This window comes from Methylobacterium komagatae, assembly GCF_042661665.1.
GTDB classification, from domain to species: domain Bacteria; phylum Pseudomonadota; class Alphaproteobacteria; order Rhizobiales; family Beijerinckiaceae; genus Methylobacterium; species Methylobacterium komagatae.
On sequence record NZ_JBHSWN010000001.1, the window covers coordinates 1,375,675 to 1,399,288 of the forward strand.

Annotated in this window: 23 protein-coding genes; 8 read left to right on the forward strand and 15 right to left on the reverse strand. The window is 68.8% G+C overall.

Annotated features, from left to right (window positions below; translation table 11 throughout):
- Position 1: 1 nt before the first annotated feature.
- The 4 genes from ACFQE0_RS06645 to croR all read right to left on the reverse strand — a co-directional run bounded on the left by ACFQE0_RS06645 (position 2) and on the right by croR (position 3,651).
- Entirely contained in the window at positions 2 to 427 is a 426-nt protein-coding gene (locus ACFQE0_RS06645) for a DUF2141 domain-containing protein (protein ID WP_378968201.1), read from the reverse strand.
- A complete protein-coding gene (gene crtI, locus ACFQE0_RS06650) occupies positions 424 to 2,013 on the reverse strand; it encodes a phytoene desaturase family protein (protein ID WP_378968203.1) in 1,590 nt (529 codons plus the stop codon). The genes ACFQE0_RS06645 and crtI overlap by 4 nt, the downstream gene beginning before the upstream one ends.
- A gap of 329 nt (positions 2,014 to 2,342) precedes the next feature.
- On the reverse strand, positions 2,343 to 3,116 hold the full coding sequence (locus ACFQE0_RS06655) for a TrmH family RNA methyltransferase (protein WP_378975331.1): 774 nt from the start codon (positions 3,114 to 3,116) through the stop codon (positions 2,343 to 2,345).
- A gap of 46 nt (positions 3,117 to 3,162) precedes the next feature.
- Positions 3,163 to 3,651, reverse strand: coding sequence for a 3-hydroxybutyryl-CoA dehydratase (gene croR / locus ACFQE0_RS06660; RefSeq protein ID WP_378968205.1), 489 nt, complete (start codon positions 3,649 to 3,651; stop codon positions 3,163 to 3,165).
- A gap of 201 nt (positions 3,652 to 3,852) precedes the next feature.
- On the opposite strand from croR, the gene ACFQE0_RS06665 reads away from it, so the two are divergent.
- Both ACFQE0_RS06665 and ACFQE0_RS06670 read left to right on the forward strand, forming a co-directional pair.
- The gene (locus tag ACFQE0_RS06665) at positions 3,853 to 4,455 is read left to right on the forward strand and encodes a cation efflux transmembrane domain-containing protein (protein ID WP_378968207.1); all 603 of its coding nucleotides are present in this window, start codon (positions 3,853 to 3,855) and stop codon (positions 4,453 to 4,455) included.
- Between the two features lie 8 nt (positions 4,456 to 4,463).
- Positions 4,464 to 5,306, forward strand: coding sequence for a metallophosphoesterase (locus tag ACFQE0_RS06670; protein WP_378968209.1), 843 nt, complete (start codon positions 4,464 to 4,466; stop codon positions 5,304 to 5,306).
- A gap of 74 nt (positions 5,307 to 5,380) precedes the next feature.
- Here the strand turns inward: ACFQE0_RS06670 and ACFQE0_RS06675 are convergent, their stop codons facing one another.
- A complete protein-coding gene (locus ACFQE0_RS06675) occupies positions 5,381 to 5,704 on the reverse strand; it encodes a TM2 domain-containing protein (protein WP_378968211.1) in 324 nt (107 codons plus the stop codon).
- Positions 5,705 to 5,802: 98 nt separating this feature from the next.
- On the reverse strand, positions 5,803 to 7,248 hold the full coding sequence (locus ACFQE0_RS06680; RefSeq protein ID WP_378968213.1) for a homospermidine synthase: 1,446 nt from the start codon (positions 7,246 to 7,248) through the stop codon (positions 5,803 to 5,805).
- A 332-nt stretch (positions 7,249 to 7,580) separates the two neighbouring features.
- Between ACFQE0_RS06680 and ACFQE0_RS06685 the strand changes: the two genes are divergently transcribed.
- The 3 genes from ACFQE0_RS06685 (at position 7,581) to ACFQE0_RS06695 (ending at position 11,976) form a co-directional block, all read left to right on the forward strand.
- Entirely contained in the window at positions 7,581 to 7,757 is a 177-nt protein-coding gene (locus ACFQE0_RS06685; protein WP_378968215.1) for a hypothetical protein, read from the forward strand.
- A gap of 94 nt (positions 7,758 to 7,851) precedes the next feature.
- Complete coding sequence (locus ACFQE0_RS06690) at positions 7,852 to 8,529, forward strand: invasion associated locus B family protein (RefSeq protein WP_378968217.1); 678 nt, start codon at positions 7,852 to 7,854, stop codon at positions 8,527 to 8,529.
- Between the two features lie 156 nt (positions 8,530 to 8,685).
- A complete protein-coding gene (locus ACFQE0_RS06695) occupies positions 8,686 to 11,976 on the forward strand; it encodes a hypothetical protein (RefSeq protein WP_465264061.1) in 3,291 nt (1,096 codons plus the stop codon).
- A 10-nt stretch (positions 11,977 to 11,986) separates the two neighbouring features.
- On the opposite strand, the gene ACFQE0_RS06700 is transcribed toward ACFQE0_RS06695, so the two are convergent.
- From ACFQE0_RS06700 to ACFQE0_RS06725, 6 genes are all read right to left on the reverse strand, one after another.
- Positions 11,987 to 13,432: a pilus assembly protein TadG-related protein gene (locus ACFQE0_RS06700; protein ID WP_378968219.1), complete on the reverse strand. Its 1,446-nt coding sequence runs from the start codon at positions 13,430 to 13,432 to the stop codon at positions 11,987 to 11,989.
- Positions 13,417 to 14,157 (reverse strand): TadE/TadG family type IV pilus assembly protein, encoded by a 741-nt coding sequence (locus ACFQE0_RS06705; protein ID WP_378968221.1) that lies wholly within the window; start codon positions 14,155 to 14,157, stop codon positions 13,417 to 13,419. Before ACFQE0_RS06705 ends, ACFQE0_RS06700 begins: the two co-directional genes overlap by 16 nt.
- Complete coding sequence (locus tag ACFQE0_RS06710; RefSeq protein ID WP_378968223.1) at positions 14,157 to 14,708, reverse strand: TadE/TadG family type IV pilus assembly protein; 552 nt, start codon at positions 14,706 to 14,708, stop codon at positions 14,157 to 14,159. Before ACFQE0_RS06710 ends, ACFQE0_RS06705 begins: the two co-directional genes overlap by 1 nt.
- A 102-nt stretch (positions 14,709 to 14,810) precedes the next feature.
- Complete coding sequence (gene fliP / locus ACFQE0_RS06715; RefSeq protein ID WP_378968225.1) at positions 14,811 to 15,530, reverse strand: flagellar type III secretion system pore protein FliP; 720 nt, start codon at positions 15,528 to 15,530, stop codon at positions 14,811 to 14,813.
- Entirely contained in the window at positions 15,527 to 16,588 is a 1,062-nt protein-coding gene (locus ACFQE0_RS06720) for a lysylphosphatidylglycerol synthase domain-containing protein (RefSeq protein ID WP_378968227.1), read from the reverse strand. The genes fliP and ACFQE0_RS06720 overlap by 4 nt, the downstream gene beginning before the upstream one ends.
- 25 nt (positions 16,589 to 16,613) lie before the next feature.
- On the reverse strand, positions 16,614 to 17,024 hold the full coding sequence (locus tag ACFQE0_RS06725) for a hypothetical protein (protein WP_378968229.1): 411 nt from the start codon (positions 17,022 to 17,024) through the stop codon (positions 16,614 to 16,616).
- A gap of 405 nt (positions 17,025 to 17,429) precedes the next feature.
- Between ACFQE0_RS06725 and ACFQE0_RS06730 the strand changes: the two genes are divergently transcribed.
- Both ACFQE0_RS06730 and ACFQE0_RS06735 read left to right on the forward strand, forming a co-directional pair.
- Complete coding sequence (locus ACFQE0_RS06730) at positions 17,430 to 18,515, forward strand: KpsE/RkpR family capsule polysaccharide export protein (protein WP_378968231.1); 1,086 nt, start codon at positions 17,430 to 17,432, stop codon at positions 18,513 to 18,515.
- Between the two features lie 101 nt (positions 18,516 to 18,616).
- Positions 18,617 to 18,895, forward strand: coding sequence for a hypothetical protein (locus ACFQE0_RS06735; protein ID WP_378968233.1), 279 nt, complete (start codon positions 18,617 to 18,619; stop codon positions 18,893 to 18,895).
- A 13-nt stretch (positions 18,896 to 18,908) separates the two neighbouring features.
- Here ACFQE0_RS06735 and ACFQE0_RS06740 read toward each other — a convergent pair whose 3' ends face one another.
- The 3 genes from ACFQE0_RS06740 to ACFQE0_RS06750 form a co-directional block, all read right to left on the reverse strand.
- Positions 18,909 to 19,565 carry an HAD hydrolase-like protein gene (locus ACFQE0_RS06740; RefSeq protein ID WP_378968235.1) on the reverse strand — a complete coding sequence of 219 codons (657 nt, stop codon included), beginning with the start codon at positions 19,563 to 19,565 and terminating at the stop codon, positions 18,909 to 18,911.
- Complete coding sequence (locus ACFQE0_RS06745) at positions 19,565 to 21,475, reverse strand: PAS domain-containing protein (protein WP_378968237.1); 1,911 nt, start codon at positions 21,473 to 21,475, stop codon at positions 19,565 to 19,567. The genes ACFQE0_RS06740 and ACFQE0_RS06745 overlap by 1 nt, the downstream gene beginning before the upstream one ends.
- Positions 21,476 to 21,630: 155 nt before the next feature.
- Positions 21,631 to 22,722, reverse strand: coding sequence for an alkene reductase (locus ACFQE0_RS06750; protein WP_378968239.1), 1,092 nt, complete (start codon positions 22,720 to 22,722; stop codon positions 21,631 to 21,633).
- A 237-nt stretch (positions 22,723 to 22,959) separates the two neighbouring features.
- On the opposite strand from ACFQE0_RS06750, the gene ACFQE0_RS06755 reads away from it, so the two are divergent.
- Complete coding sequence (locus ACFQE0_RS06755; RefSeq protein ID WP_378968241.1) at positions 22,960 to 23,571, forward strand: TetR/AcrR family transcriptional regulator; 612 nt, start codon at positions 22,960 to 22,962, stop codon at positions 23,569 to 23,571.
- The last annotated feature ends 43 nt before the right edge of the window (positions 23,572 to 23,614 follow it).

Genomic DNA, 23,614 nt, shown 5'->3' on the forward strand with positions numbered 1-23,614 from the left:
CTCAACGCCTCGGCAGGGCGCGGACGAGCCGCACGCGGATCAGCGCGCCGGGCTCGCGCAGGGAAAAGGCGGCGTCCCGGAAATCGGGGCGGCCCCGTCGGCCCGCATCGTTGGAGAGACCATAGGGTTCGAGCGGCAGGCCGAGGCCGGTGCGGTCGAGCTGGCCGTTGCCGTTCGTGTCCTGGAAGGCCGCCACGGCATAGGTCCCCGGCGGCACATCGCGGAACAGGAAGCGCCCATCGCGGCTCTTGTCGCCCAGGCTGCAGGCCGCGCCGGACAGGCCGCCCTGGCAGATGGTGACGAGGATGGGGCCGCCGCCCGGTTCCGCGCCATCGACCTCGACCTGGATCGCCGCCGCCCGGGCCGCCCCCGGAAGGGCGAGGAGGAGCAGGGCGCCGCAGAGGCGTGCGAGGCGGGGACCCGTCAAGACGCCTCGCCGGGCGCCGCGAGGGGGGCCGTTTCGGGTATACCGGCATTCTCGGCGGCACGGGCGCCGGCCAGTTCCTCGATGAGCAGCTTCGCCGAGATGCGCGCGCCCTCGTAGATCACCGGCAGGCCGGAGCCCGGATGCGTGCCGCCGCCGACGAGGTAGAGCCCCGGCCCGAACCGGTTGTGCGGCCGGAACCACAGCATCTGCATCAGGTCGTGGGCGAGGTTGAAGGTCGCCCCCTCGTGGACGGCGAAATCGCCCTCCCATTGGGTCGGGTCGATCACCCGCTCGTAGCGGATGCGCTCCTCGATATCGTGGATGCCGAGAAGCTTCAGCCGCTCCAGGGCCAGCGCCCGGTAGGATTGCCGGATCGAGGACCAGTCGATCCCGGCCTTCAGGTTCGGCACCGGCACCAGCACGTAGAGGGCGGTGTGGCCGGGGGGCGCCATGCCGCCGTCGGTGTAGCCCGCATGCTGGACATAGAGGGAGGGCTGCATCGGCAGCGTCCCCTCGGTGATCTCGCGGATGTTCTGCTCGTAATTCTTCGCCAGCAGGATCGTGTGGTGCGACAGGCCAGGCGGCATCGGGCCTTCGATGCCGAGATACAGCATGAAGGTCGAGCAGGAGAGCCGGGCATCGGCGATCTTGGCGTCGCGCCAGCGGGGGCGGCGCTTCTCCGGCACCAGGGCCTTCACCACCTTGGCGAAGTCGCCGTTGATGACGACGGCATCGGAGCGGAAGGTCTCACCGCCGACCACGACGCCGTTGGCGCGGTCGCCCTCGAAGGTCACGCGCTCGACATCGGCGTTCAGGCGCACGTCCACGCCCATCCGCCGGGCCAGACCCGCCATCGCCTCGGAGACCGCGCCGCAACCGCCGACCGGATGGTACACGCCGTGCTCGTATTCGAGGAACGAGAGGATCGTGAACAGGCTCGGGCAGCGGAAAGGGCTCATCCCGAGGTATTTGGTCTGGAACGAGAAGGCGAGGCGCACCCGCGGGTCGGCGAAATAGCGGCGGAGGTCCCGGTCGACGCTGCGGCCGGGATGGAGATGGGGCAGGGCGGCGAGCATGGCCGGGCTCGCCATGCTGAGGAACCGGTGGAACGGCTGTTCCAGCACCGGCTTGAAGTATTCGAGCTTCTTGCGGTTCTCCGTGAAGAACTTCTTCACGTTCTTCGCGTCGTCCGGGGCGATGCGGGCGATCTCGACTTCCAGCCGGTCGAGGTCGCCGGTGGCGCGGATCTCACCGGAAATGCCGTCCTCGCCCTCGAAGACGAGGTGATATTGCGGATCGAGCCGTTCCAGCTTCACATGATCTTCCAGCCGCTCGCCGCAGCTGTTGAAGATGTCCGCCAGGATCTGGGGATACAGGAAGAAGGTCGGGCCGATATCGAACTTGTAGCCGCCCGGCGCTTCGACGGTCTTGGTCCGTCCGCCGACCTGCCCGTCCTTCTCGAACAGGGTGACGTGGATGCCTGCGCGCGCCAGGAGCAGGGCCGTCGCCAAGCCTCCGGGACCGGCGCCGACGACGGCGACCCGACGCCCGGACAGCGCCCTCAACCCTTCACGCGCCTGAAGCAACGCCACGTTCTCCCATACGACCCCGGTTCGTAGGGCCAAGCTAGACGTAGAGCACTCCTCGGCAATTGCAGCCCATTGTCGCGCGCAACGGAAGGATGATTTTTCTGGGGATAGAAAGGCAACGCTTGGTCTTGCGGGACGGGCCGCCAGATTCGGCGACTGAATCTCGTTCGTCTCCCGCAAGCCCTGAACCGTCAGGTCTTTTCCCTCACCGCTATTGCGCGCTGCACGAAGCAAGCCGGTGATGCGCGATATCTAAAGAAGTCCCGTCCGCGTGGAAGGCTCCACTTCGTTTACCAACACAGTGTGTGTTTTCGCACAGATTTCGATCAGCGCGCCCCGTTCGCGCCCGGAGAAAGCCGCCCCTGAGCCTGTGCCAGCGCGTGGAGAACGATACCCGCCGCCGTAGCGACGTTCAGCGAATCGAAATCGCCCGCCATGGGAATCCGCAGGGCGCGCGCCCGCGCCAGCAGCCCTGCCTCCAGGCCAGGGCCCTCGGTGCCCATGATGAGCAGCGCACGCGACGGCAGCGGCTGCTCGCCCAGATCCTCCCCGGCACCGGGGCTGAGCGCCACGGCTTCAAGGGACAGGGATTCCGCCAGCGTCAGCCAGTCGGTTTCTGCTTCCAGCCGCGCGAAGGGCGTGACGAGGGCCGCTCCCGCCGAGACGCGGATCGCCTTGCGGTAGAGCGGATCGCAGGTCGTTGCGTCGAGAAGCACCGCGTCCGCCCCGAAGGCGGCCGCGTTGCGGAAACAGGCGCCGACATTGTCGTGGTTCGTGAGACCTGCCAGCGCCAGCACCAGCGCCGGAGCCGGGGCGGCGGGGACGATCGCGGCGGGGGAGGGCTCTTCTCCGCGCAAGCCGATCGCCAGAACCCCGCGGTGGATCGGGAAACCCGTCACCGCGCTCATCACCGGCTTCTCGGCCACATAGACGGGGGCCGGGCAATCCCGCAGCGCCCCCGCGAGGCCGGGCAGCCGCTCGGGGGCGAGGAGCAGCGATTCGGCCCGGAAGCGCGAGCGTGGGCCGAGCAAGAGCCGCAGCGTCACCTCGCCTTCGACCACGAACCGCCCGGCGCGGCCGACGAGATCGCGCTCGCGCATCCGGGTGTAGGGATCGAGGCGGGGATCGGCGGGATCGCCGATCGTCTCAGATGTCACTGGGGGCGATGCGGCTCTTCTCCATGCGCACGGCCAGCGGGTCGGCCTCGGCCTTGGTCGGCACCTTCACCCAGGCCTCGCCATCGAGCACAGATTCGCCGCTGACGGTGCAATTGCAGGCGAGCCGCGCGCGGCGGCGCTCGGGGATCAACTCGGCCACCGTCACCGTCACATCCACCGTGTCGCCGATGCGCACGGGCGCGCGGAAGTTCAGGGTCTGCGAAATGTAGACCGCCCCCGGTCCCGGCAGGCGGGTGCCGAGCACTGCCGAGATCAACCCGGCCGTATAGAGGCCGTGGGCGATGCGCGTGCCGAAGGGCGTGCGCGCGGCGAAATGCTCGGACAGGTGGATCGGGTTCCGGTCGCCGGTGATCTCGGCGAAGCCGACCACGTCGGAGGAGGCGATGGTCTTGGTGAGGGTCTCGGACAGACCGACTTCCAGATCCTCGAAATACAGGACGCGCAGTTCCGGCAGCATGGCTCGACAGGACCTCCGGTTGCGGCCGCTCGTTCGTGTCGGCCCGATCGGTAGGGGGTCGCACAGGCGCGGCGCCGAATCCACCTGTACCAAGGCGCAACTTTCTTGAGGCAGCCGCAGACTTTTCTGACGGCGGGCGCCTCGACAGAGCCGCCGCGCCGGGACAAGAGGCGGGCTCTCGCCCCCTCCACCGGATCCCGGATGAGCGCCGCCCCCCTCACCACCCCGCCCGCCGCCCTGCGCCCGGTCGTGGCGCGCGTGGCGGCGCTGAACGGCGCCTGCTTCTTCATCGAGATCGCCGTGGCGCTCGCCATCGCCTCCGTCTCGCTGGTGATGGACAGCCTCGACTTTCTGGAAGACGCGGCGATCAACCTGCTGATACTCGCCGGGCTCGGCTGGAGCGCGCGCAACCGGGCGCGGCTCGGCACGGGGCTGGCCTTTCTCCTCATCCTGCCCGCCCTCGCCGGGGCCTATGCCGCCTGGGACAAGTTTTCGGACTTCACGCCCCCGGCCCCGGTGCCGCTGGCCCTTACCGGGCTTGGCGCCTTCGCGGTCAACCTCGCCTGCGCCACGATGCTGGCCAAGCACCGGACGGGCTCGGGCAGCCTGACCCGCGCCGCCTATCTCTCGGCCCGCAACGACACGGTGGCCAATCTCGCCGTGGTTGCGGCGGGGCTGACCACGGTGTTCGTGCCCTCGCCCTGGCCGGACCTCGTCGCGGCGGGGCTGATCGCCATCATCAACGCCGACTCGGCCATCGACATCCTCCGCGCCGCCGCCGCCGAGCGGCGCGCCGCCGGGTGAGGAGACGCATGCGCATCTTTCCCCTCTCCGACCTGCACCTCGAACGCCGCCGCCTCGACCTGATCGCCCTGCCGGTGGATGCGTTCGACGTGCTCGCCTGCGCGGGCGATCTTTACGAGGGCCATCCCGAGCGGGGGCTCGCGGCGCTGCTGCATCTCGCGCAGGGGCGGCCGGTGGTACTGGTGCCGGGCAACCACGAGCATTACGCCCCGACCGGCGATCCGCGCACCGCGCCGGAATTGCTCGCCGCACTCGTCGCCGAGGTGGAGCGCCTGAACGAACTCGGCGCGCAGATCCATCTGCTCCGGGGTGGCCAAGCGGTGGTGATCGACGGCGTGCGGTTCGTCGGCACGACCCTGTGGAGCGACTGGCGCCTTGCCGGGCGCTGGCTCACGCAGGACACGCCGAACCCCCCGGCCGACCCGATCGCCTTCGCCGCCGCACGGATGACCGATCCGGTCACCGGCTCGCGGGAATATCGCGGCTCGATCCGCAAGACGGACGGTACCCCCTGGCAGCCCGACGACGCGATGGCGGCGCATCTCGCCGAGCGCGAGACCCTGCTCGCCGCCCTGGCCGCGCCGCATGAGGGTAGAACGGTGGTCATCACCCACCACCCGGCCAGCCCACTGGCCGCCGACCGGTTCCGCGACGCTCCCGGCGTACCCTGGTGGGTGCCGGCCTTCTACGCGACGACCGTTCTGGATGATTTAGCCGACGAAACACGGCCGGATCTGTGGATCTCGGGCCATTTCCATGCCGGGCACGATCTGAGAATCGGCCGCTGCCGCTGGGTCGCCAACCCGGTCGAGGGTTCGACCTACCGGGCGGATGCCATCGTCACGGTGTAAGGGGTTTCGCCGCTCACGGCCGCGCCGGGGTGGTCACCTACCCTGCGTTTTCGCGCGCAAGGAGGGTCTAGCTCTCAGAACCGGATCGCGGGGGCCGTGCCCGTCAGAATCGCGGAGGTGGTGGGCGCGACCAGCAGGCCGAACCTCCGGCGCAGCTCCGCCTGCTTCGCCCGCACCATGCGGGGAATCAGGAACAGGTCGATGACCAGCCAGACGAGGCCGATGAGCAGCAGGTTCAGCACAAGCTGACAGATCGCGCTGCCGATTCGCCCGAGGTAGAACCGATGGGCGGAGACGAAACCGAGGAAGAACCACAGCAGATAGGCCGCGACGACGCTCGGCCCCTCGTTCGTGACCCGTTGTTCGATCAGGATCTTCTGTTCGACCGTGGCGCCCATCGCCGCTTTCCCCGCAGGAACGGCGCAGCTTGGAACGCGTCGCCGCCGATGACAAGACGCCGCCGCCCCGGATGACGGGACGGCGGACGAGGCTTCGCTCAGCGATGCACCAGCACGTTCCGGAACTGCCACGGATCGCTGGTGTCGATGTCCTCCGGGAACAGGCCCGGACGGTCCGTGAGCGGGGTCCAGTCGGTGTACACGCCGACGACCGGGCCGAGATACGGCGTCTGCACCTCGAGGCAGCGGCGGAAGTCGATCTCGTCGGCCTCCACGATGCCCGCTTCCGGGTTCTCGATCGCCCAGACCATGCCCGCGAGCACGGCCGAGGTCACCTGAAGGCCGGTGGCGTTCTGGTAGGGGGCAATGCGGCGGGTCTCTTCGATGGAGAGCTGCGAGCCGTACCAATAGGCGTTCTTGGCGTGGCCGTAGACCAGCACGCCGAGCTCATCGATGCCGTCGACGATCTCGTTCTCGTCGAGGATGTGGTGCTTCTCCTGCACCTTGCCGGCATTGCCCCACATCTCGTGAAGCGAGAGCACGGCGTCGTCGGCCGGGTGGTAGGCATAGTGGCAGGTCGGGCGGAACACCGCCTTATCGCCCTCGCGCACGGTGTAGTAGTCGGCGATGGAGATCGCCTCGTTGTGGGTCACGAGGAAGCCGAACTGCGCGCCCGCCGTCGGCACCCAGGTACGGACACGGGTGTCGGCGCCCGGCTGGAGCAGGTAGATCGCGCAGCGCGAACCCTTCTCCTGCTCGCGGGCATTCTCCGGCTTCCAGGTCTCGTTGGTGCCCCAGCCGAGCTCGGCGGGCTGGTTGCCCTCGGAGACGAAGCCCTCGACCGACCACGTGTTCACGAAGACGCCGCGCGGCTTCGGGTTCTTGGCCCGCTGGGTGTCGCGCTCGGCGATGTGCACGCCCTTCACGCCGAGCTTGTGCATCAGCCCGGCCCATTCCTCGCGGGACTTCGGCTCGGGATCCGTGACACCCGTGTCCTTGGCGATGTTGAGGAGAGCCTGCTTCACGAACCACGAGACCATGCCCGGGTTGGCACCGCAGCAGGACACGGCGGTGGGGCCGCCCGGCTTCTGGTTGCGGGCGTCGAGGATGTCCTGGCGCAGGGCGTAGTTGGTGCGGTCACCCTGGCTGCGGTTCTTGTCGAAGTAGAAGCCCGGCCACGGCTCGGCGACGGTGTCGACGTAGAGGGCGCCGAGTTCCCGGCACAATTCCATGATCGCGCGCGAGGAGGTGTCGACCGACAGGTTCACGCAGAATCCCTGGCCACCGCCCTCGGTCAGTAGCGGGGTAAGGACGTCGCGGTAGTTCTCAGGGGTGAGCGCGACGGTCTCGAAGCGCAGCCCATGCTTTTCGGCGAGCGCCTTGTGGGTGTCGACCGGGTCGATCACCGTGAAGCGGGCCTTGTCGTACTCGAAATGGCGCTCGATCAGCGGGAGCGTCCCGCGCCCGATCGACCCGAAGCCGATCATCACGATGGGGCCGCTGATGCGGCCGTGGATCGGCCAGCGCGTGGGCGCGTCGGTCATGCTGCAATCCTCGTCTGGTGGGCGGCACCTGGGCCGCGACTTCGCACAGGCGGCGGTAGGCCGCGCAGGTGACAGTTCAGCGACGATCAGGCCTCAAGGCCTATATCGCAATGGTCCGCTCCATGGCGTCTCGCCCCGGCAGGGTCAACAGGGGGCACATGCGCGGGGGTATTGCGAAACGGTAAAGGCTCCCCGCGATCAGGTATGCACAAAATGCATGTGTCCGCAGCATTCGTATCGGTACGCAGCTAAAATCGAATGGCTCATATTGCGTTGCAGCAGACGCACAAGCCGTCGCGGAAACGTCCGAGCCTTTCGACACTGGAATCGACATGCTCGCTCTCATCGCCTCCCGCGTTCCAAATCCTGCCCAGGAAGCCGCCGATCGCGATCCTGGCCTCCTCACCCTGGTCTTCGCGCTGGTCCGCGCCATCCGCCGCGAATCCGCCGGCGCGGTCGCACGCCACTGTGAACTCCTCTCCCGCTCGGGCGGCCCGATCCCCCTCTGAGACCAGCGCTTTCCTGAGCCGGAGCCGATTGCGTCGCCCCGCCTCAGAGGCTAGGCGGCTTCGCGTCCGATCCGCGTACCGGGGAACCGAAGTCATGCCGCCGATCCGTTTGCCCGCCCGTCGCGCGGCGCTGTTCCTCGCGGCGCTGCTCACCTTCACGGGCGCCACGGCGCAGGAGGCCGACCAGGGCGGTGAGGCCCCGGCGGCGGCGGAGCCGGCTGCGCCACAGAAGGCGAAACCCAAGCCGAAGCCGGCCCCGAAGCCCGTCGCTAAGCCTGCGCCGACGGCGACTCCAGCAGCGGCCACCGCGCCTGTTGCGGCTTGGCCCACAGGCGCATCCACCGTCAGCGAGAGCTACGGCGACTGGACAGTGTCCTGCGTCCGTCCGGAGGACAAGGTCAGCTGCATCGTCGTCCAGTCCCAGGGTGATTCGAAGACCGGCCGCCGCAAGTTCGGCTTCGAGCTGAGCACGCCGAAGGACGGGCGGTCCGAGGGGGTGATCCTGATGCCCTTCGGCATGGCGATCGAACCCGGCGTGACCTTCAAGCTCGATGAGCAGGCGCTCGGCAAGGGTGCGCCCTATTCCACCTGCACGAGCGAGGGCTGCCTCGTGCCGATCAGCTTCCCGACCCTGGCGACGGATGGGATGCGCAACGCCAAGGCCCTCACCGTCACCGGCCAGAAGAGCGGCAACAACGAAGCCGCGTCCGTCGTCGTGCCTCTCGTGGGCTTCCCTCAGGCGTTCGATCGCGCGGTCGCGCTCGGCGGTTAAGCCGCTATTAGCCGTGCTGGTGCAGGGTTCCCCCATGTGGCGTGAAGGCGTGGCGGGTGTCGCCCGCGCGCCGGGAGCGGGTCTCAGCAGGCGATGGGAGCTTTGCGCGGGCGAAACCGGAAAGGCCGCGGCCTGCGCGCCCGCTCGGTTCCGTTCGTGGCCGCCCTGCTCGTCGCAGCGGGGTTCGATCCGGCGCTGGCCGCGCGCCTCGTCTCGGCCAAGGGGTCAGAGACCGACGGCTACGGCCGCCTCGTCCTCACCTTCGACAAGCCCATCACCGTCAAGGCGTCGGTCTCGGGCGGCGTCCTGATCCTCGGCTACGGCGAGAAGGCCACGGCGGGGCCGGAGCGCCTGTCCGAGGAGATGGCGACCTACGTCACCGCCGTGCGCCGCGATCCCGATGGCACCGGCTTGCGCCTCGCCCTTCAGCGGCCCGTGCGGGCCAATGTCCAGCTCGCGGGCGAGCGCGTCTTCGTCGATCTTTTGCCCGAGAGCTGGCGGGGCCTGCCGCCGCCCCTGCCGCAGGATGTCGTCGCCGATCTCGCCCGCCGGGCGCGGATTGCGGAGGAGGCTCTGCAGGCGCGCATCCCTACGCCGCCGCCCAAGCCGCTCGCCCTCGAACTCGCTCACCTGCCGACGCTCACGCGGTTCTCCATGCGGGTGCCGGAGGGCGTGCCCATCACCCTGACGAACGAGGGGGCGGCCACGCGCCTGCGTGTCACCGGCCGCTACGCGATCGATGCCGGTAACGTGCGCGGAAGGCCGCGGCCCGGCGTGTCCGCCCTGGCGACCGATGCCGACGAAAACTCCGCGAGCCTGATCCTCACCCCCGCCGAGGGGTTCGTCGTGACCGGCGAGCGCGAGGATGGGATCTACACCCTCGACGTGACCCGCAAGGCCCCGCCCGCGCCGCCGAAATCCACCGAGGTGGCGGTGCCCGATGCGCCCGCGCCTCAGGAAGCTCCTCCGAAGGAAACGCCTCTCAAGGAGGCGGCGAGCGCGGTGAAGGTCATTCCCGCCACGAAGGAAACCGCGCCGAAATCCGATACGGTTCCGACGCGCCCGGCCGGGTCCGGCCTCGTCTTCCCCTTCGCCCACTTGCCTCCGGCGGCTTTGTTCGAGCGGGGCGGCATCGCCTTCCTCGCCCTCGAGACGGCCGATCCCGTCGCGGTGCCGTCGCCGGGCACCACGGGTCTGCGGGCACTCGGCGAGCCGAAGCGGTCCGGGGCCCTCACGCTCCTGCGCTTCGCCCTGCCGGCGGGCAAGCTCCTCGACCTCGCCGCCGTCGCGACGCCGAACGGCCCAGCCTGGGAACTCTCGGCGGGTGAGAGCCTGAGCCCGAGCGCCACCCTGGAACCCGTGCGCCGACCGAGCCCGGCGGGGCAGGTCTCGGTGGCCGTGCCCATGCCGCGGCCGGGTGCGACCGGCTGGCTCGACCTTGACGGCGAGCGCATCGCGGTGGTGGCGTCCTCCGCGTTGGAGGCGGCGGGCAACCCCAAGAGCCGCCGCTTCGTCGATTTCGAGATCCTGCCGAGCCGCCACGGTCTCGCGGTGCTGGCAACGGCGGACGATCTCGCGGTGCGGTCCGACCTCGACGGGGTGCTCATCGCCCGCGAGGGTGGGCTTGCCGCCTCCGGAACCCCGAAGAAGCCGGAAGCCGCCCTGGACGCGCCCGGCGCCCTCGTCTTCGAACGGGCGGCCTGGGACAAGATCCGCCTCGGCAACGTGCGGCAGACGCTGCGTGACCTCTTCACCGCCGCCGCCATGGGGCCCGCCATCGAGCGGGGCCCGGCGCGTATCGCCTTCGCCCGCGCCGCCTTCGCCAATGGCTTCGACGTCGAGGCCCTGAGCGCCCTGGAGGCCGCCGCCGCTGACGATCCGCTGGTGGCCGACACTCGCGAGACGGCGATCCTGCGCGGCATCATGCTGGAGCATGTCGGCCGTCACGCGGATGCGCTGAAGGCGCTCTCCGTCCCGGTCCTCGCCGCCGATCCCGAGGCCGCCCTGTGGCGCGCCCATGCCTCGGCCGGTCTCAACGACTGGACGGCCGCCGAGACCGGCTTCCAGAAGGTTCTCCCGGTCGCCGAGCGATACCCGCCCGAAATCGCCGACGAGATGCGTGCCACCGCCGCCGAGGCGGCGATCGAGACGGGGGATACCGAATCCGCCGCCGCTCGCGCGGGCGATGCGCGCGACTTGCAACCGCTGACCCGCGACCGCCTCGCTCTGGTCCGGGCGCGGGTGGCCGAGGCGACCGGCCAGGACGCCGCCGCCATCGAGGCCTATGCCAAGCTCGCGGACAAGGCCGAGTGGCCGGTCGCCGCCGCCGCGACGATGCGCGGGACGCTGCTCGCCCGGGCCACGGGCAAGATCGACGTGCCCACCGCCATCGAGCGGTTGGAACGCCTCGCCATGATGTGGCACGGCGGGCGCCAGGAAGAGGCGATCAATGCCGGCCTCGCGCGGCTTTACCTCTCGGACGGGCGCTGGCGCGCGGCCTTCACGGCGGTGCGCCGGGCCAACATGCTGGCGCCGAACTCGCCGCTCTCCCGCGCCCTGACCTCCGAGGCGCAGGGCGCGTTCGAGGATCTCTACCTCGCCGGCAAGGGCGACAGCCTCTCCGGCGTCTCGGCGGTCGCCCTGTATTTCGACTTCAAGGAACTCGCCCCCATCGGTCGGCGGGGCGATGCCGTGGTGCGCCGCCTCGCGGACAGACTGGTCGGCCTCGATCTCCTCGATTCGGCGGCCGAGCTGCTGCAATATCAGGTCGATAACCGCCTCACTGGCGCGGCGCGATCGGCCGTGGCGGCGCGGCTCGCCACCGTCCTGCTCATGGACGGCAAGCCCCTCCGGGCGTTGTCGGCCCTTGAATCGACCGACATGCCCGAGCTGACCGCCGAATTGCGGCGGGCACGCTCGCTGGTACGGGCGCGGGCGCTCTCGGATCTGACCCGCACGGATCTCGCCCTCGAAGCGATCGAGGACGAGGCCGGTCCCGACGTGGCGCGGTTGCGCGCCGACATCCTGTGGAGCGCGCGGCGCTGGCGTGAGGCCGGCGAGGCGCACGAGGCCCTGCTCGGCGAGATCTGGCGCTCCGGCACGGCTCTCGACGAGACCGCCCGCGCCGACGCGATCCGCGCCGCCATCGCCTATGATCTCGCGGGGGAACGGCTCGGTCTGGAGCGGTTGAAGGCCAAGTTCTCCGGGCCGATGGCCCTGGGGCCCGATGCGCGCACCTTCGCGCTGCTCACGAGCGACGGAGCCACCCGCAGCCAGGGCTTCCGCGCCATCGCGGCCCGGGCGACCAAGGCGGAGACCCTGTCGGCCTTCCTGGCAGAATACCGGAAGCGCTATCCCGAGGCCGCCGTGCCGGATCGCGGCACGGAGACCAAGACGGGCAACAGCCAGAGCCGCGCCGACACCCCCGCCACCCCGCCGCCGGGCTGAGGCTTTCGCCTCAGTGCGTGATACGGGCGACCTTCAGCGCTTGGTCGAACATCGCGCTCAGGGCGCTGTCGATGTCGGCGGGGCTGTTGGCGGTGTAGAAATAGCCCGGCGAGGCGCAGGATTTCAGCGGCGTCGCCAGGGTGGGGCTGAAGCTGTTCACCCGATTGTTCTCCCAGGCGATGCCGCCGCTGTTATTCACGAAGTTGATCTGGTTGTACGGAATGTACAGGACCGAGATCGTCGCGCCCGCGTTCTTCAGTGCGGCGCAGTTGTTCGGGTCGATCTGCGACGGCTGCGAGCCGTCCCACCATGCCGCATTATAGCCGGTGAATTTCGACGGGTTGCCGGGATAGGCGTATTTGCTGTTCACGGTGGTCGAGAAGTGCTGCCCGTTCTGCATCCCGTCGGTGATGAGGAACACGAACGGCTTCGGCTTGGTCGCGGTGGATCCATCGCCATAAGAGGCGACGGTCGATTGCATCTGCGGCATCGACACCTCGAAATGTGTGCCGCCCGCACCGGTCCCCGTGGTCGGGTCGTTGTTGGTGTAGAGCTGCGTCGTGCCCGTATCGAGGAGGTTCGTGAAGGCGAGCGGTCGGGTTTGGCCGCACTGCGCCGTGGTGTTCAAGTTCGCGATGGTGCTGGTGAGCCCGGCCAGCGTCCCGAGTTGGTTGATGAACGGGTAGATGCCGACCCTGTACTGGTTCGGCACGACGGGAGCCGCAGCCCGCTTGAGCAGGTTGCACACGGCGGTATTCACCGCATCCGTACGCAATTGGACATTGTTCTGTATGGCCAGAGACCAGCCGTTGTAGCCGGGGAAATGGCAGGCGAACTGGCACCCCTGCTGATAGTCCGACCACATGTCGTTGTTCACGCTGGCGAGCTTGTTCATGTCCGCCTGCGTCGCGGGCAGGCCCATCGAACCCGAGACGTCGACCATCAGGTAGAAATCGAGATAGCTCGGCAGGTCCACGGAGGCGGTGACGGTGCTGCCGACGGTCGTCGAGGGCGAGCGGAACAGCTTGCCGAAGCTGTTCTGCACGACCGCCGAATAGACGACCGTGGAATCGAGCCGTTGTCCGGTGCGCGTCACGACCGGCGTCGGAGACAGGTTCACCGTGGTGTAGGGCACCTTGCCCGCATTCACGTTGAACGAGTTGATCGCCTGCCGCTGCCCGGCGGCGATGGCGTTGGCGTTGAGGTTCGGATCGGTCGGGTTGGCCGCGATGTAAGCCTTCGTCGTCACCACGGCGGCGAGGGCGGCCGCATCGGCGGCGGCGTTGAGCTTCGTTTTCGTTGACATGGCCATGCCGTAATCCACGCCGAGCCCGACGAGGCCGACGATCGGGATCAGGCTGAAGCCAAAGAGGATGCTGAGGTTGCCGCCGGTGGCGCGCGGAAGCGCGGCGGCCTGCGCGGCGAGCCGGTTCAGGCCGGTCAGTATCCGGGACATTTGGTGGCGATCCCGTCGTTGCTGGTGGTGTCGTAGTTGATCAGCGTCGCGTAGCGGGGCTGGACGTAGGCGCTCCGCGAGATCGTCAGGGTCGGAAGAAAGCCCACCCCGAAGGTCGGGGTGAACTTGAACACGACGTCGATCACGATCAGCGAGGCGGGGCCGTAGACCGAGCGAGGCAGAAGCGCCGGGTTCGGCGCCGCCGTGTTGTCGGTGGGCAATTGGGGCACGACGCAGGGCCGGTACATCTGGCCATAGGGCTGGGACGTGCCGGTGCTCGTCCAGACGACGTTGGCGACGTAGCAATTGCTCTGGTCGGCGGGATCGCTGCAGGTGCCGGTGGTCTTCGTGAAGGCGATGCTCGCGAAGTTGATGGCGATGTTGCGCCACCACGCCACGTTCTGACGCTTGGCGTCGTTCAGCAGGTAGGGGAAGATCACCATCGTGGCGTCGTAGCCGAAGTGCAGATCGAGCGCGCTGACGGTGGCCGTGCTGGAATTGTCCGGCGGTTTGACCTGCGAGATCATCTGGCTGATCGAGCGCGCTACCTGCCCGACCTTGCGGCTGGCATTGATGTACAGCACCAGCTGGATGCCCGTGAGCAGCAAGACCAGCAGGATCGGCAGGATGACGGCGAACTCGATCGCCGCGACCCCGCGCTCGGCCCGCATAAAGCGATGCAGCGACCCGCCCGCGGCGGCCGGAAGGGCACGCTCCGGTCCCATCAGTATTGTTCGTTCCGGAAGGCCGCCGTCGCGGTGGCGAGATAGGCGGCCTGACCGTTGAAGGTGGCGCCCCCGCTCAGCATCGCGGCGAAGCCCGAGGGCAGGAAGGTGACCGGGTAGATCACCTGCAGATATTGGAAATCGCCCTGCATCCCGAGGTCGAACTGGCCGGATCCCGGCGTCAGGTTCGGCACGGTCAGCCCGCTCGTGTCGGGCTTCACGTAAGCGTAGTAGCCCCCCGGACCGGAGGCCTTGGTCACCTTGTACAGGTTGATGATGAGGTTGTTGCACTGAATGCCGGCCGGCAGGCGGCTGCACAGGCTCTGCTGGAAGGTGCCGAGGTTGGCGGAGTTCGCCTGGGCCGCGCCGATCAGGATGTCGCGGGCGGCCGCGTTCGTCGCATATTCCACCGCCTGCGTGATGTACACGATCGCGCCAACGACCATGACGAACAGCGTCGTCATGATGAACAGCGTCCCAACGAGCGCGAATTCAACAGCCGCAGCGCCTCGCCGGTCGCCCAGGAATCTCCGGACTCTCGTCATGGCCATTTTCTAGGCTGAGAGAGCTTAAATCCTGGATAATTTGATTGCAGACGCCCGAACACATTCTCGGGAGAGTTGCAAACCTGCTGCCGAACAGGCCGGTAACCTTTAGCTTCCGTAACTCTGCACCAGAGATCCGGCGACCAGACCCCAGCCGTCCACGAGGACGAAGAAGATCAGCTTGAACGGCAGGGCCACGGTGGCGGGCGGCACCATCATCATGCCGACCGCCATGAGCACCGAGGCGACCACGAGGTCGATGATCAGGAAGGGGATGAACAGGAGGAAGCCGATCTCGAAGGCCCGTCTCAGTTCGGAGATCATGAAGGCGGGGGTCACCACTTCCAGCCCGACATCCTCCGGCCCCTTGGGCACGGGTGCCTTGGCGAGGTCGAGGAACAGCTTCAGGTCCTTCTCGCGGACGTTCTTGAGCATGAACGCCTTGAACGGGGCCGAGGCGCGCTCGAAGGCCTGCGCCTGGGTGATCCGCCCGGCGATCAGGGGCTCGATGCCGACGTTGTAGGCCTCGCGTCCGGTGGGGGCCATGACGAAGGCGGTGAGGAACAGGGCGAGGCTGATGATCACCGCCGTGGGCGGGGCGGTCTGTGTCCCGAGCGCCGAGCGCAGGATGGACAGTACCACCACGATGCGCGTGAAGGCCGTGGCCATCACCAGCACGGAGGGCGCCACCGCCAAGACGGTGATGAGCGCGACGAGTTGCAGGGCGCGCTCGGTCGTGCCACCCGCGCCGAGATCGACGGTGACGCTCTGGGCGAGCGCGGGCGAGGCCAAGAGCAGGCCCGTGAGCAGGAACAGGTAACGGATCATCGCGGCGTCGCGGCCGGGCCGATGCCGGACCGCCGCGCCTCAAGGTTCTGCCAGATCAGCAGGGCGGGGAGGCCCAGCACCACGTCCGGTACGCGCTTGGCGAGCGAGAGGGCAAGCGCCGTCCCACCATCGATGCCGAACAATCCGCAGACCAGGACGAAACCACCCTCCTGCACGCCGAGCCCGCTCGGCACGAGGAAGGCGACCGCCTTGATCGCTTGCCCGAGGGCCTCGATCACCACCACCTCCGTCAGCGCGACCGGATGGTCGCCAATGCAGGCCAGCACGATCGCCACCTCGGCCACGCCGAACATCCAGGCCAGGGCGTGCAGGCCGAAGGATTGGGCGAGATGCCCGCGCCGCCCCCGCCCCCAGATCGCGTCGAGGGCACCCTGGACCTGCGGACGGGGCTCGGGCTGCACCTCGGCCTCGCGCACGAAGCGGCGGCCGAGCGCCGCGATCTTCTCCTCCAGCACCCGCACCAGCCCCGTGCGCTGAAGGGCGAAGAACCCGATGAGGAGCAGGCCCGCGACGCCGAGCGTCCGCGCGGTCCATTGCGCGAGTTCGGCCGCCGCCGCGCCCTCGATCTGGCCGAGTAAGGCTGCGCCGACGCCCGCGAACAGGGCGAGAGTGCCGACTTGGAACAGCATGTCCGCGAGGACGGAGGCCGCCGCCAGCGCGCCCGGCACGGCCCAGAAGGTGAGGAGGCGCGCGCCCAATACGTCGCCTCCCACCGAGGCCACCGGCAACAGCACGTTGATGCCCTCGCGCACGAAACGGAGGACGAGGCAGGCTCCGGCTGACGAGGGGACCAGCCCATCGAGCAGCCGCGCCCAGGCGAGGCCGCAGACGATGATCGCCGCCACCCGCATCAGGACGACTCCGGCGAGCCCGAGGAACCCGATCTTGCCGAAGGCGGAGGCGACGGCGGCGAGGTCGTTCGTCGCCACGAGCCACGCAGCGAGGCCGAGCCCCACCAGTGTACCGGCGAGCGGCAACCGCCGCAGCACCGCACGACCGATGCGCGCCCGGAAGGACCGGTTCGAAGCAACATCCAAGGGCGGGGCGTCCTCGGGTCTGATGTCAGCGGGGCGGGGCCGTCTCGTCCACGGCCCCCGGAGTATCGCGATCCGCCGCTAGACCGGCAATGGGGCCGAATTCGGGGAGCAGGGCCGCGCGGGCGGCCTCCGTGCCCCCCTCGGGATCGAGGAGCAGCACCCGGCCGGAGGCAAGGCTCGCCGCTGTCCCGATCGCCACCGCCCGTTTGGGGCAGGGGCCGAGGCAGCTGCTCTCCACGATGCAGAGCTTGCGCCGCTTGCCCTTCGCGCCGTCTCCCTCGGGCCGGAGCGTCGCGTGCGCGTCCTTCAGGAGCTTGCGGATCGCCTTCGCGGGCAAACCCTGGCGCTTGGCGCATTTGGTGCAGACCACCGCGACGCCGCCGAACTTCGATTTGGCGGTCCGGGTTCTGGCTGACTTCGGTGAGGCTGTCGTCATGATACCTTTGGCCCGGCCGGTCTAAGGACGAAGGGCCGGAGCCTCCATGTGGTGCTGCGACGCGCGGGGGCGATGCCTTAAAATCGGCCGAAAAGAACCGGATCCCGACGGGGCGCACGGCCGTCGGTGGCCGGCTCCCCCGTGAGGGACCGGCGCAGAGCGGGAACAGCGAGCGGATGAGCTTGGACGACGTCAAGGAGGACCGGCGCGAGGGCGAGCTCGTCGCGTTCGTCCCGCCGACGATGACCGACCTTCGCCGCGAGGCGGAGACGATCCGTCCCGTCCCCCCGAAGCGGGGGGCGCTGGCGCTCCTGCGCTCGGCCACGCAGGTCGATTGGCGCCGCCTGCCCGGCTTGCGCCCGTCCCAGCGGGAGGAGAAGCAGGCTCAGCTACGGCGGCCTGCTGTTGCGCAACGTCGGGCTGTTCGTCCTGCTGCCGACGGCGGTGGTGGCGATCTACATGTATGTCTTCGCCTCCGACCAATACACTGCCACGGCTCAGTTTGCCGTTCGCGGCAATGTCGAGCCGATGGAGCATGCGAGCCTCGGCCAGTTCACCTCGCTCATCCAGAAGCACAACAGCCAGGACGGCTACATCGTCCGCGACTATATCCAGAGCCAGGCCATGGTCGAGGAGCTGGAGAAGAGCATCCATATCTCGCGGATGTATTCCCGGCCTGAGGCGGATTTCTGGGCGCGGTTCGATCCGTCCGATCCGATCGAGCGGCTGACCAAGTATTGGCGCAAGCAGACGAGCGCCGAGATCGATGCCATCTCGGGCGTGATCCGTCTCAACGTGCGCGCGTTTACGCCGGAGGACGCCCTGACCATCTCCCGTGAGGTGGTGACCCGCGCCGAGGTGCTGATCAACGAGATCTCGAAACGCGCCCAGGCGGACATGGTCTCCCAGGCCAAATCCGATGCCACCGCTGCCGAGGAGCGCCTGCGCAAGGCGCATCTCGCCCTCCAGACCTTCCGCAACAAGTGGGGCCTGATCGACCCGATCAAGTCCGCCGAGGGCACGCTCACCACGCTGACCCTGCTGCGCAAGGAAAAGATCAAGCTCGAGGGCGACCTTCAGGTCCTGCGCAGCTCGAATCTCGACGAGCGGTCGCGCTCGATCCAGACCCTGGCGGCACAGGTCGCCGCCCTCGACCAGCAGATGAAGGGCCTGCAGGACGAACTGACAAGCAGCGGCCCGGCGGATGGCCAGCAGAACCTCACCGAGGCACTTCTCGCCTATGAGGGGCTGACGGTGGAGCGCACCATTGCCGAGAAGCTCGAGGAATCCGCGCACGTGCTCTACGACCGGGCGCGGATCTCGGCCGCCAAGCAGCAGATCTTCCTGGCGACCTTCGAGCGTCCGGTCCTGCCAACCGAATCGCTCTACCCCGAGCGGGCGCGCACGGTGTTCGTGATGCTGTTCTGCTTCACCGTGCTGTGGAGTTCCTTCACCCTGGTCAAGGCAGGCATCAAGGACCAGCGTAGCTGAGCGGGCGCCGCCCGCACGAGGCGGATACCGTTTTCGCGCGGGCTGATTTAGAGGACGCAGCCATGGCCGCTTCGTCACAGCCCAAGCCTTCGGCTCCGCCGATGTCGGACTTTTCCGTTCTCGTCGCGAAGGCGATCAATCCCTCCATGTCGCGGGAGGAGCGCGAGAACGTCTACACCATGGTGCGGACGGCCGTGCTGCGGTTGCAGGAGCGCGATGGCCTCGACCCGTCCGATCCCCGCGCCGCCTATCGCCGTCATCTCGTAGAAGAGACGATCCGCGACATCGAGAGCGACGTCGCCCGCTTCGAATCCCTCCGCAAGCTCGACGAGGCCTTCGCCGCGCAGGCGAAGGAGCACAAGGCGCAATCGCGGCGGTGAGGGCGCGAGGCGCCTAACCGTCCCGAAGGAGCGCGGTGATGTCCTCCGGGCGCGCGAACAGGTGCTCGGGCGCCAGGGCTCCCAGGGCGTGCGCGTCGGTATAGCCCCAAGCCACCGCCCCGAAGGCGCAGCCCACCGCGCGGGCCGCCTCCGCGTCGCGGACCTCGTCGCCGATGCAGAGCACCCGTGTGGCGGGCAGGCGAGCCCTCGCCACGAGGCGGCGCAGCTTGGGGGCCTTGCCGAAGATCGAGGCGCCGCAGGACCACGCGCCGATCCGCGAGGCCGCCTCCGGCCCCAGCACCTGCCGCACCACGTCCTCGCGGTTCGAGGTCAGGATCGCCAACGGCATATCCATGGCCGCAAGGTCGGCGAGCATCGCCGAAATGCCGGGGAAGGGGCGCAGCGTCTCGGCGTCCCGGGCGGCGAGGGCGTGCATGTGCCGGGCGATGAAGGGCACCTTCCAACGCGGAATGCCGAGGTGGCGCAGGATCTCGCGGGCGCCGAGGCTGCGCAGGGTGTCGACCTCGTCCGAAGTCACCCGGCGGAAGCGGTAGCGGTCGGCGACGCCGTTCAGGACTCCGCAGAACCAGCCGAAGCTGTCCACGAGCGTCCCGTCCACGTCCAGCACCACCAGGGAATAGGGGCGATCCGGCTCTCCGCCGCCGCGCATCAGAAGCGTAAATTCGCCACCGGCACGTCCAGGCGCATCACGAGGCCACCCGGCGCCCATTCGTGTTCCAGCATCCCGTCGAGCTGCCCGGCGACGCTGCGCTCCGCCAGCACCGTGCCGAATCCCTTCCGCGAGGGTTTCGCCTCGACGACCGGACCGCCGCTCTCCGCCCAGGTCAGCACGTAGCGTCCGTCGCTCCGGATGCCGGTAAGGGCGACCTGCCCGCCCGCGCGGGACAGGCCGCCATATTTCACGGCGTTGGTGGCCTGCTCGTGCATGATGAGGGCGAGCGCCGTGGCGGTGCGCTCGCCGATCTCGACATCGTCGCCGGTGATCGCCACCCGCTCGCGGCCACCCTCGGTGTAGGCCGCCATCAGCAGCCGCATCAGGCCGAGCACCGTCTGGCCCGCCACGGCGGGGGCGCTATCGGGCGAGTGCGGGCGGACATATTCATGCGCGCGGGCCAGCGCCCCCAGGCGCTCCCGGAACGCCGCCGCGAAGGGCTTCGAGGCCGGATCGCTGCGCGCGGTCAGGGCCGCGAGCCCGCCCACCACGGCGAAGATGTTCTTGATCCGGTGCGACAGCTCGCGGATCAGCAGGTCTCGGGCCTCTTCCGACCGTTTCGCCTCGCGCAGGTCGCGGGTGACGGTGGCATAGCCCGCTACCGCCCCGGTGGCGTCACGCACGGTGAACAGGGTCGAGCGCACGGCGATGCACTCGCCCGTCGCGACATGGCGCAGGGACAACTCGCCCTCCCACCAGCCGTCGCGACGTACCGCCGGCATCACCGTATCCTGAAGCGCGAGGCGGCTTTCGGGGGTGAAGAAGTCCGGGATCGAAAGGGCGCGGGCCGCCTTCAGATCGGGCAGCCCGACAAGGGCCATGGCCGCCTCGTTGAGGTGGTCGACCCGGCCATCCAACCCAGCGAGGCCGATGAAGTCCTTCGAGGCCGAGACAATGGCCGCGAGCTTGCGCGCCTCGCCCTCGGCCCGCTTCAGGTCATCGATGTCGGTGCAGGTGCCGAACCAGCGTTCGATCTTGCCGTCCGCGTCGCGGATCGGCATGGCCCGGCCCAGCGTCCAGCGATAGGCGCCGCTATGGTGGCGCAGGCGGTATTCGATCTCGTAGGGCTCGCCCGTTTCCAGGGAGCGGCGCCAGCGCGTCCAGGCTTCCTGCTGGTCCTCCGGGTGGAACATGTCGTTCCAGCCCTCGCCATCCGTGGAGCCGGAGGGGACGCCCGTGAACTCGTACCAGCGGTCGTTGTAATAGTCGTGGAACCCGTCAGGCAGGGTAGTCCAGACCATCTGCGGCATCGCCGAGGTCATCACTCGGAAGCGACGCTCATTGGCGGCGAGTTCGGCCTCACGCTTGGCGACGAGGGCCAGCGTCCGGCGATTCTCGAACAGGGTGGAGATCTGCCGGGCGAGGGCGGCCAGCGTCGCTTTCTGTCCGGCCGTCAGCCCTTCGGGCCGCGGCACGTGATCGAGCACGCAGAGCGCGCCGAGGAACACGCCGTTGCGCCCCGGGATGCCCGCCCCGGCATAGAACCGGTAGCCGTCCTCCGTAACGAGGGGGCTGTTCGCCGTGCGGGGGTCGACGGTGAGGTCAGGGATGGTGAGCTCGCCGCCAGAAGCGAGGGTGTGGACGCAGATCGTCCGGTCGAGGCCCAACTCGCGCAGGCCCAGGCCGATCTCGGCCTTGAACCACTGCCGGTCGGAATCGAGCAGGCTCACCAGGGCGACGGGAGCCGCGCAGACATGGGCGGCCACGGCGGCAAGGTCGTCGTAGGCGCGTTCGCTCGGGGTATCGAGGATGCCGAGTTCGCTCAGCTCCGCAGCCCGGTCCGCGGCGTCCCGCGGGGTTCCGGCGATGTCGGGAAGGGCGCAGGCGCCGGGCGTCGGCTGGGTCATGGTTCGCCCGTCACTTAGTCACCGCATACGGCCATGCCTAGGGCACGTCGCGGAAAAGTGGTCGGGTTGGTCTACGAATCAATGAGAGAGTGCAAACACCTGGGCATGCCGGCCCGGTTCGGGGGCCGGCATGCGGAAGACTGCTCAGATCAGGCTCAGGCGGCCTTCTGCTCGGCCAGGGTCGGGTAATCCACGTAGCCTTCCGGGCCCTGCGAGTACCACGTCTTGGCGTCGTCCTCGGTGAGCGGCGCGCCCTTGGCGAATCGCTCCGGCAGGTCAGGGTTGGCGATGAAGGTCCGGCCGTAGGCGATGGCATCCGCCTCGTTCCGGTCCAGGGCTTCCTGACCGCTCTTGCCGTCGTAATCCGCGTTCAGGATCAGCGGCGCGCGGAACACTTTGCGCATCGCCGGGGCGATCGGCGGATGGTCCGCCTTGCCGAAGGTGCCCTCGTAGCCGGGCTCGCGCATTTCGAGGAAGGCGATGCCGATCTCGTCCAGCGCCTTGGCGGCGGCGACGAAGAGGGGCTCCGGGTTCGAATCGTTCGTGCCCTGGATCGCGCCGTTGGGCGACAGGCGCACGCCGGTGCGCTCGGCGCCTGCGACTTTCACCACGGCCTGCGTCACCTCGCGCAGCAGACGGACGCGGTTCTCGATGGAGCCGCCATACTCGTCGGTGCGCAGGTTGGTGCCGTCGCGCAGGAATTCATCGATCAGGTAGCCGTTCGCGGCATGGATCTGCACGCCGTCGAACCCGGCCGCCAGGGCATTGGCGGTGGCCGTCTCGTAATCGGAGAGCAGACGCGGGATCTCCGCGACCTCAAGGGCACGGGCTTGGCTGTAGGGCTTCTTGCCCTCGTAAGTATGGGCCTGATCGGGGGCCGTGGTCGCCGAGGACGAGACCGGCGGCTTGCCGCCCAGGAAGTCCGAATGGACCATCCGGCCCATGTGCCAGATCTGGCAGACGATCTTGCCGCCATGGTCGTGGACCGCCTTCACCACCGGGCGCCATGCATCGACCTGCGCATCGGACCAGATGCCCGGCGCGAACGGCCAGCCCAGGCCTTCCTGCGAGATGCCGGTGGCCTCCGTGAGGATCAGGCCCGCGCCCGCGCGCTGCGTGTAGTACTGCGCCATGATCGGCGTCGGCACGTGCTCGCGGGTGGCGCGGCCACGGGTCAGGGGGGCCATGAAGATCCGGTTCTTCGCCTCGATGGCGCCGATGCGGATCGGGTCGAACAGAGAAGGCATGCTGGATCGTCTCGCTGGTTGGAAGTCGCTCGGGAGGCGAGATGGCGCGTGGCCCGGTATGCGCCAGGGCAAAGGGCACATGGGCGCACCCTCTGGAGGGAATGGCTCGCCGTCTCGCCGGGAATCGATTATTGTAGCGGCCGCTACGGATCTTATATCTGTAATGGTCGCTACATTGCGTCAAGGCGGCGGAGCGATCCTGGCCGCAGGATGTGCGGCACGACACGTGGGGAGGAGATGAGCACGATCACGCCGATCAGGGGGAAGGGGCGCCCACGGGGGTTCGACCGGGATCAGGCCTTGCAGAAGGCGCTGGAGGTCTTCTGGACGCGTGGCTACGGCCCGGCGACCGTGGCGGAACTCTGTGCGGCGATGGGGATCAACCCGCCGAGCCTCTACGCCGCCTTCGGCAACAAGGATGCGCTCTTCCTCGAAGCTCTGCGCCATTATGAGGACACGTACTGGGCCGCCCCGTGGAAGGCGCTCGACGAAGAGGCTGACCTGCGGCGGGGAATGGAGCGCTTCTTCTTCGAGGCGGCGGCGATCCTGTCCTCACGCGACGTGCCGTGCGGTTGCCTCGTCGTGCAGAATTCCGGGAGCGTCTCGTTGGATTCCGAGGAGGTCCGCGACGCCCTCCGCATGCTCCGGGAGGCGAGCAGAACCTCGTTCCTGACGAGGCTCGCCCAAGCCCGCGCCTCCGGGGATCTGCCACCCGACGCGGATATCGAGGCCTTGGCCGCAGCCTTTGCGGCCGTTCTGCAGGGCATGTCGGCCCAGGCGCGTGACGGTGCCTCGCGGGAGTCGTTGGAGCGCTTGGCAAAGGCTTCGCTGGCGATGCTGTCGGGGTGAAAGCACCTGCCCTGTGCGAACCCCGTCTTCGCTTCGCTTTGCT

Coding starts and splice junctions, on each gene's coding strand:
- ACFQE0_RS06705 (WP_378968221.1), bottom strand. CDS start 14,157: ATGGGACCGGAGCGTGCCCTTCCGGCCGCCGCGGGCGGGTCGCTGCAT.
- ACFQE0_RS06710 (WP_378968223.1), bottom strand. CDS start 14,708: ATGGCCATGACGAGAGTCCGGAGATTCCTGGGCGACCGGCGAGGCGCT.
- ACFQE0_RS06745 (WP_378968237.1), bottom strand. CDS start 21,475: ATGACCCAGCCGACGCCCGGCGCCTGCGCCCTTCCCGACATCGCCGGA.
- ACFQE0_RS06665 (WP_378968207.1), top strand. CDS start 3,853: ATGAGCGCCGCCCCCCTCACCACCCCGCCCGCCGCCCTGCGCCCGGTC.
- croR (WP_378968205.1), bottom strand. CDS start 3,651: ATGCTGCCGGAACTGCGCGTCCTGTATTTCGAGGATCTGGAAGTCGGT.
- ACFQE0_RS06680 (WP_378968213.1), bottom strand. CDS start 7,248: ATGACCGACGCGCCCACGCGCTGGCCGATCCACGGCCGCATCAGCGGC.
- ACFQE0_RS06755 (WP_378968241.1), top strand. CDS start 22,960: ATGAGCACGATCACGCCGATCAGGGGGAAGGGGCGCCCACGGGGGTTC.
- ACFQE0_RS06725 (WP_378968229.1), bottom strand. CDS start 17,024: ATGACGACAGCCTCACCGAAGTCAGCCAGAACCCGGACCGCCAAATCG.
- ACFQE0_RS06685 (WP_378968215.1), top strand. CDS start 7,581: ATGCTCGCTCTCATCGCCTCCCGCGTTCCAAATCCTGCCCAGGAAGCC.
- ACFQE0_RS06670 (WP_378968209.1), top strand. CDS start 4,464: ATGCGCATCTTTCCCCTCTCCGACCTGCACCTCGAACGCCGCCGCCTC.
- ACFQE0_RS06655 (WP_378975331.1), bottom strand. CDS start 3,116: ATGCGCGAGCGCGATCTCGTCGGCCGCGCCGGGCGGTTCGTGGTCGAA.
- ACFQE0_RS06690 (WP_378968217.1), top strand. CDS start 7,852: ATGCCGCCGATCCGTTTGCCCGCCCGTCGCGCGGCGCTGTTCCTCGCG.
- ACFQE0_RS06750 (WP_378968239.1), bottom strand. CDS start 22,722: ATGCCTTCTCTGTTCGACCCGATCCGCATCGGCGCCATCGAGGCGAAG.
- ACFQE0_RS06675 (WP_378968211.1), bottom strand. CDS start 5,704: ATGGGCGCCACGGTCGAACAGAAGATCCTGATCGAACAACGGGTCACG.
- fliP (WP_378968225.1), bottom strand. CDS start 15,530: ATGATCCGTTACCTGTTCCTGCTCACGGGCCTGCTCTTGGCCTCGCCC.
- ACFQE0_RS06735 (WP_378968233.1), top strand. CDS start 18,617: ATGTCGGACTTTTCCGTTCTCGTCGCGAAGGCGATCAATCCCTCCATG.
- ACFQE0_RS06740 (WP_378968235.1), bottom strand. CDS start 19,565: ATGCGCGGCGGCGGAGAGCCGGATCGCCCCTATTCCCTGGTGGTGCTG.
- ACFQE0_RS06700 (WP_378968219.1), bottom strand. CDS start 13,432: ATGTCCCGGATACTGACCGGCCTGAACCGGCTCGCCGCGCAGGCCGCC.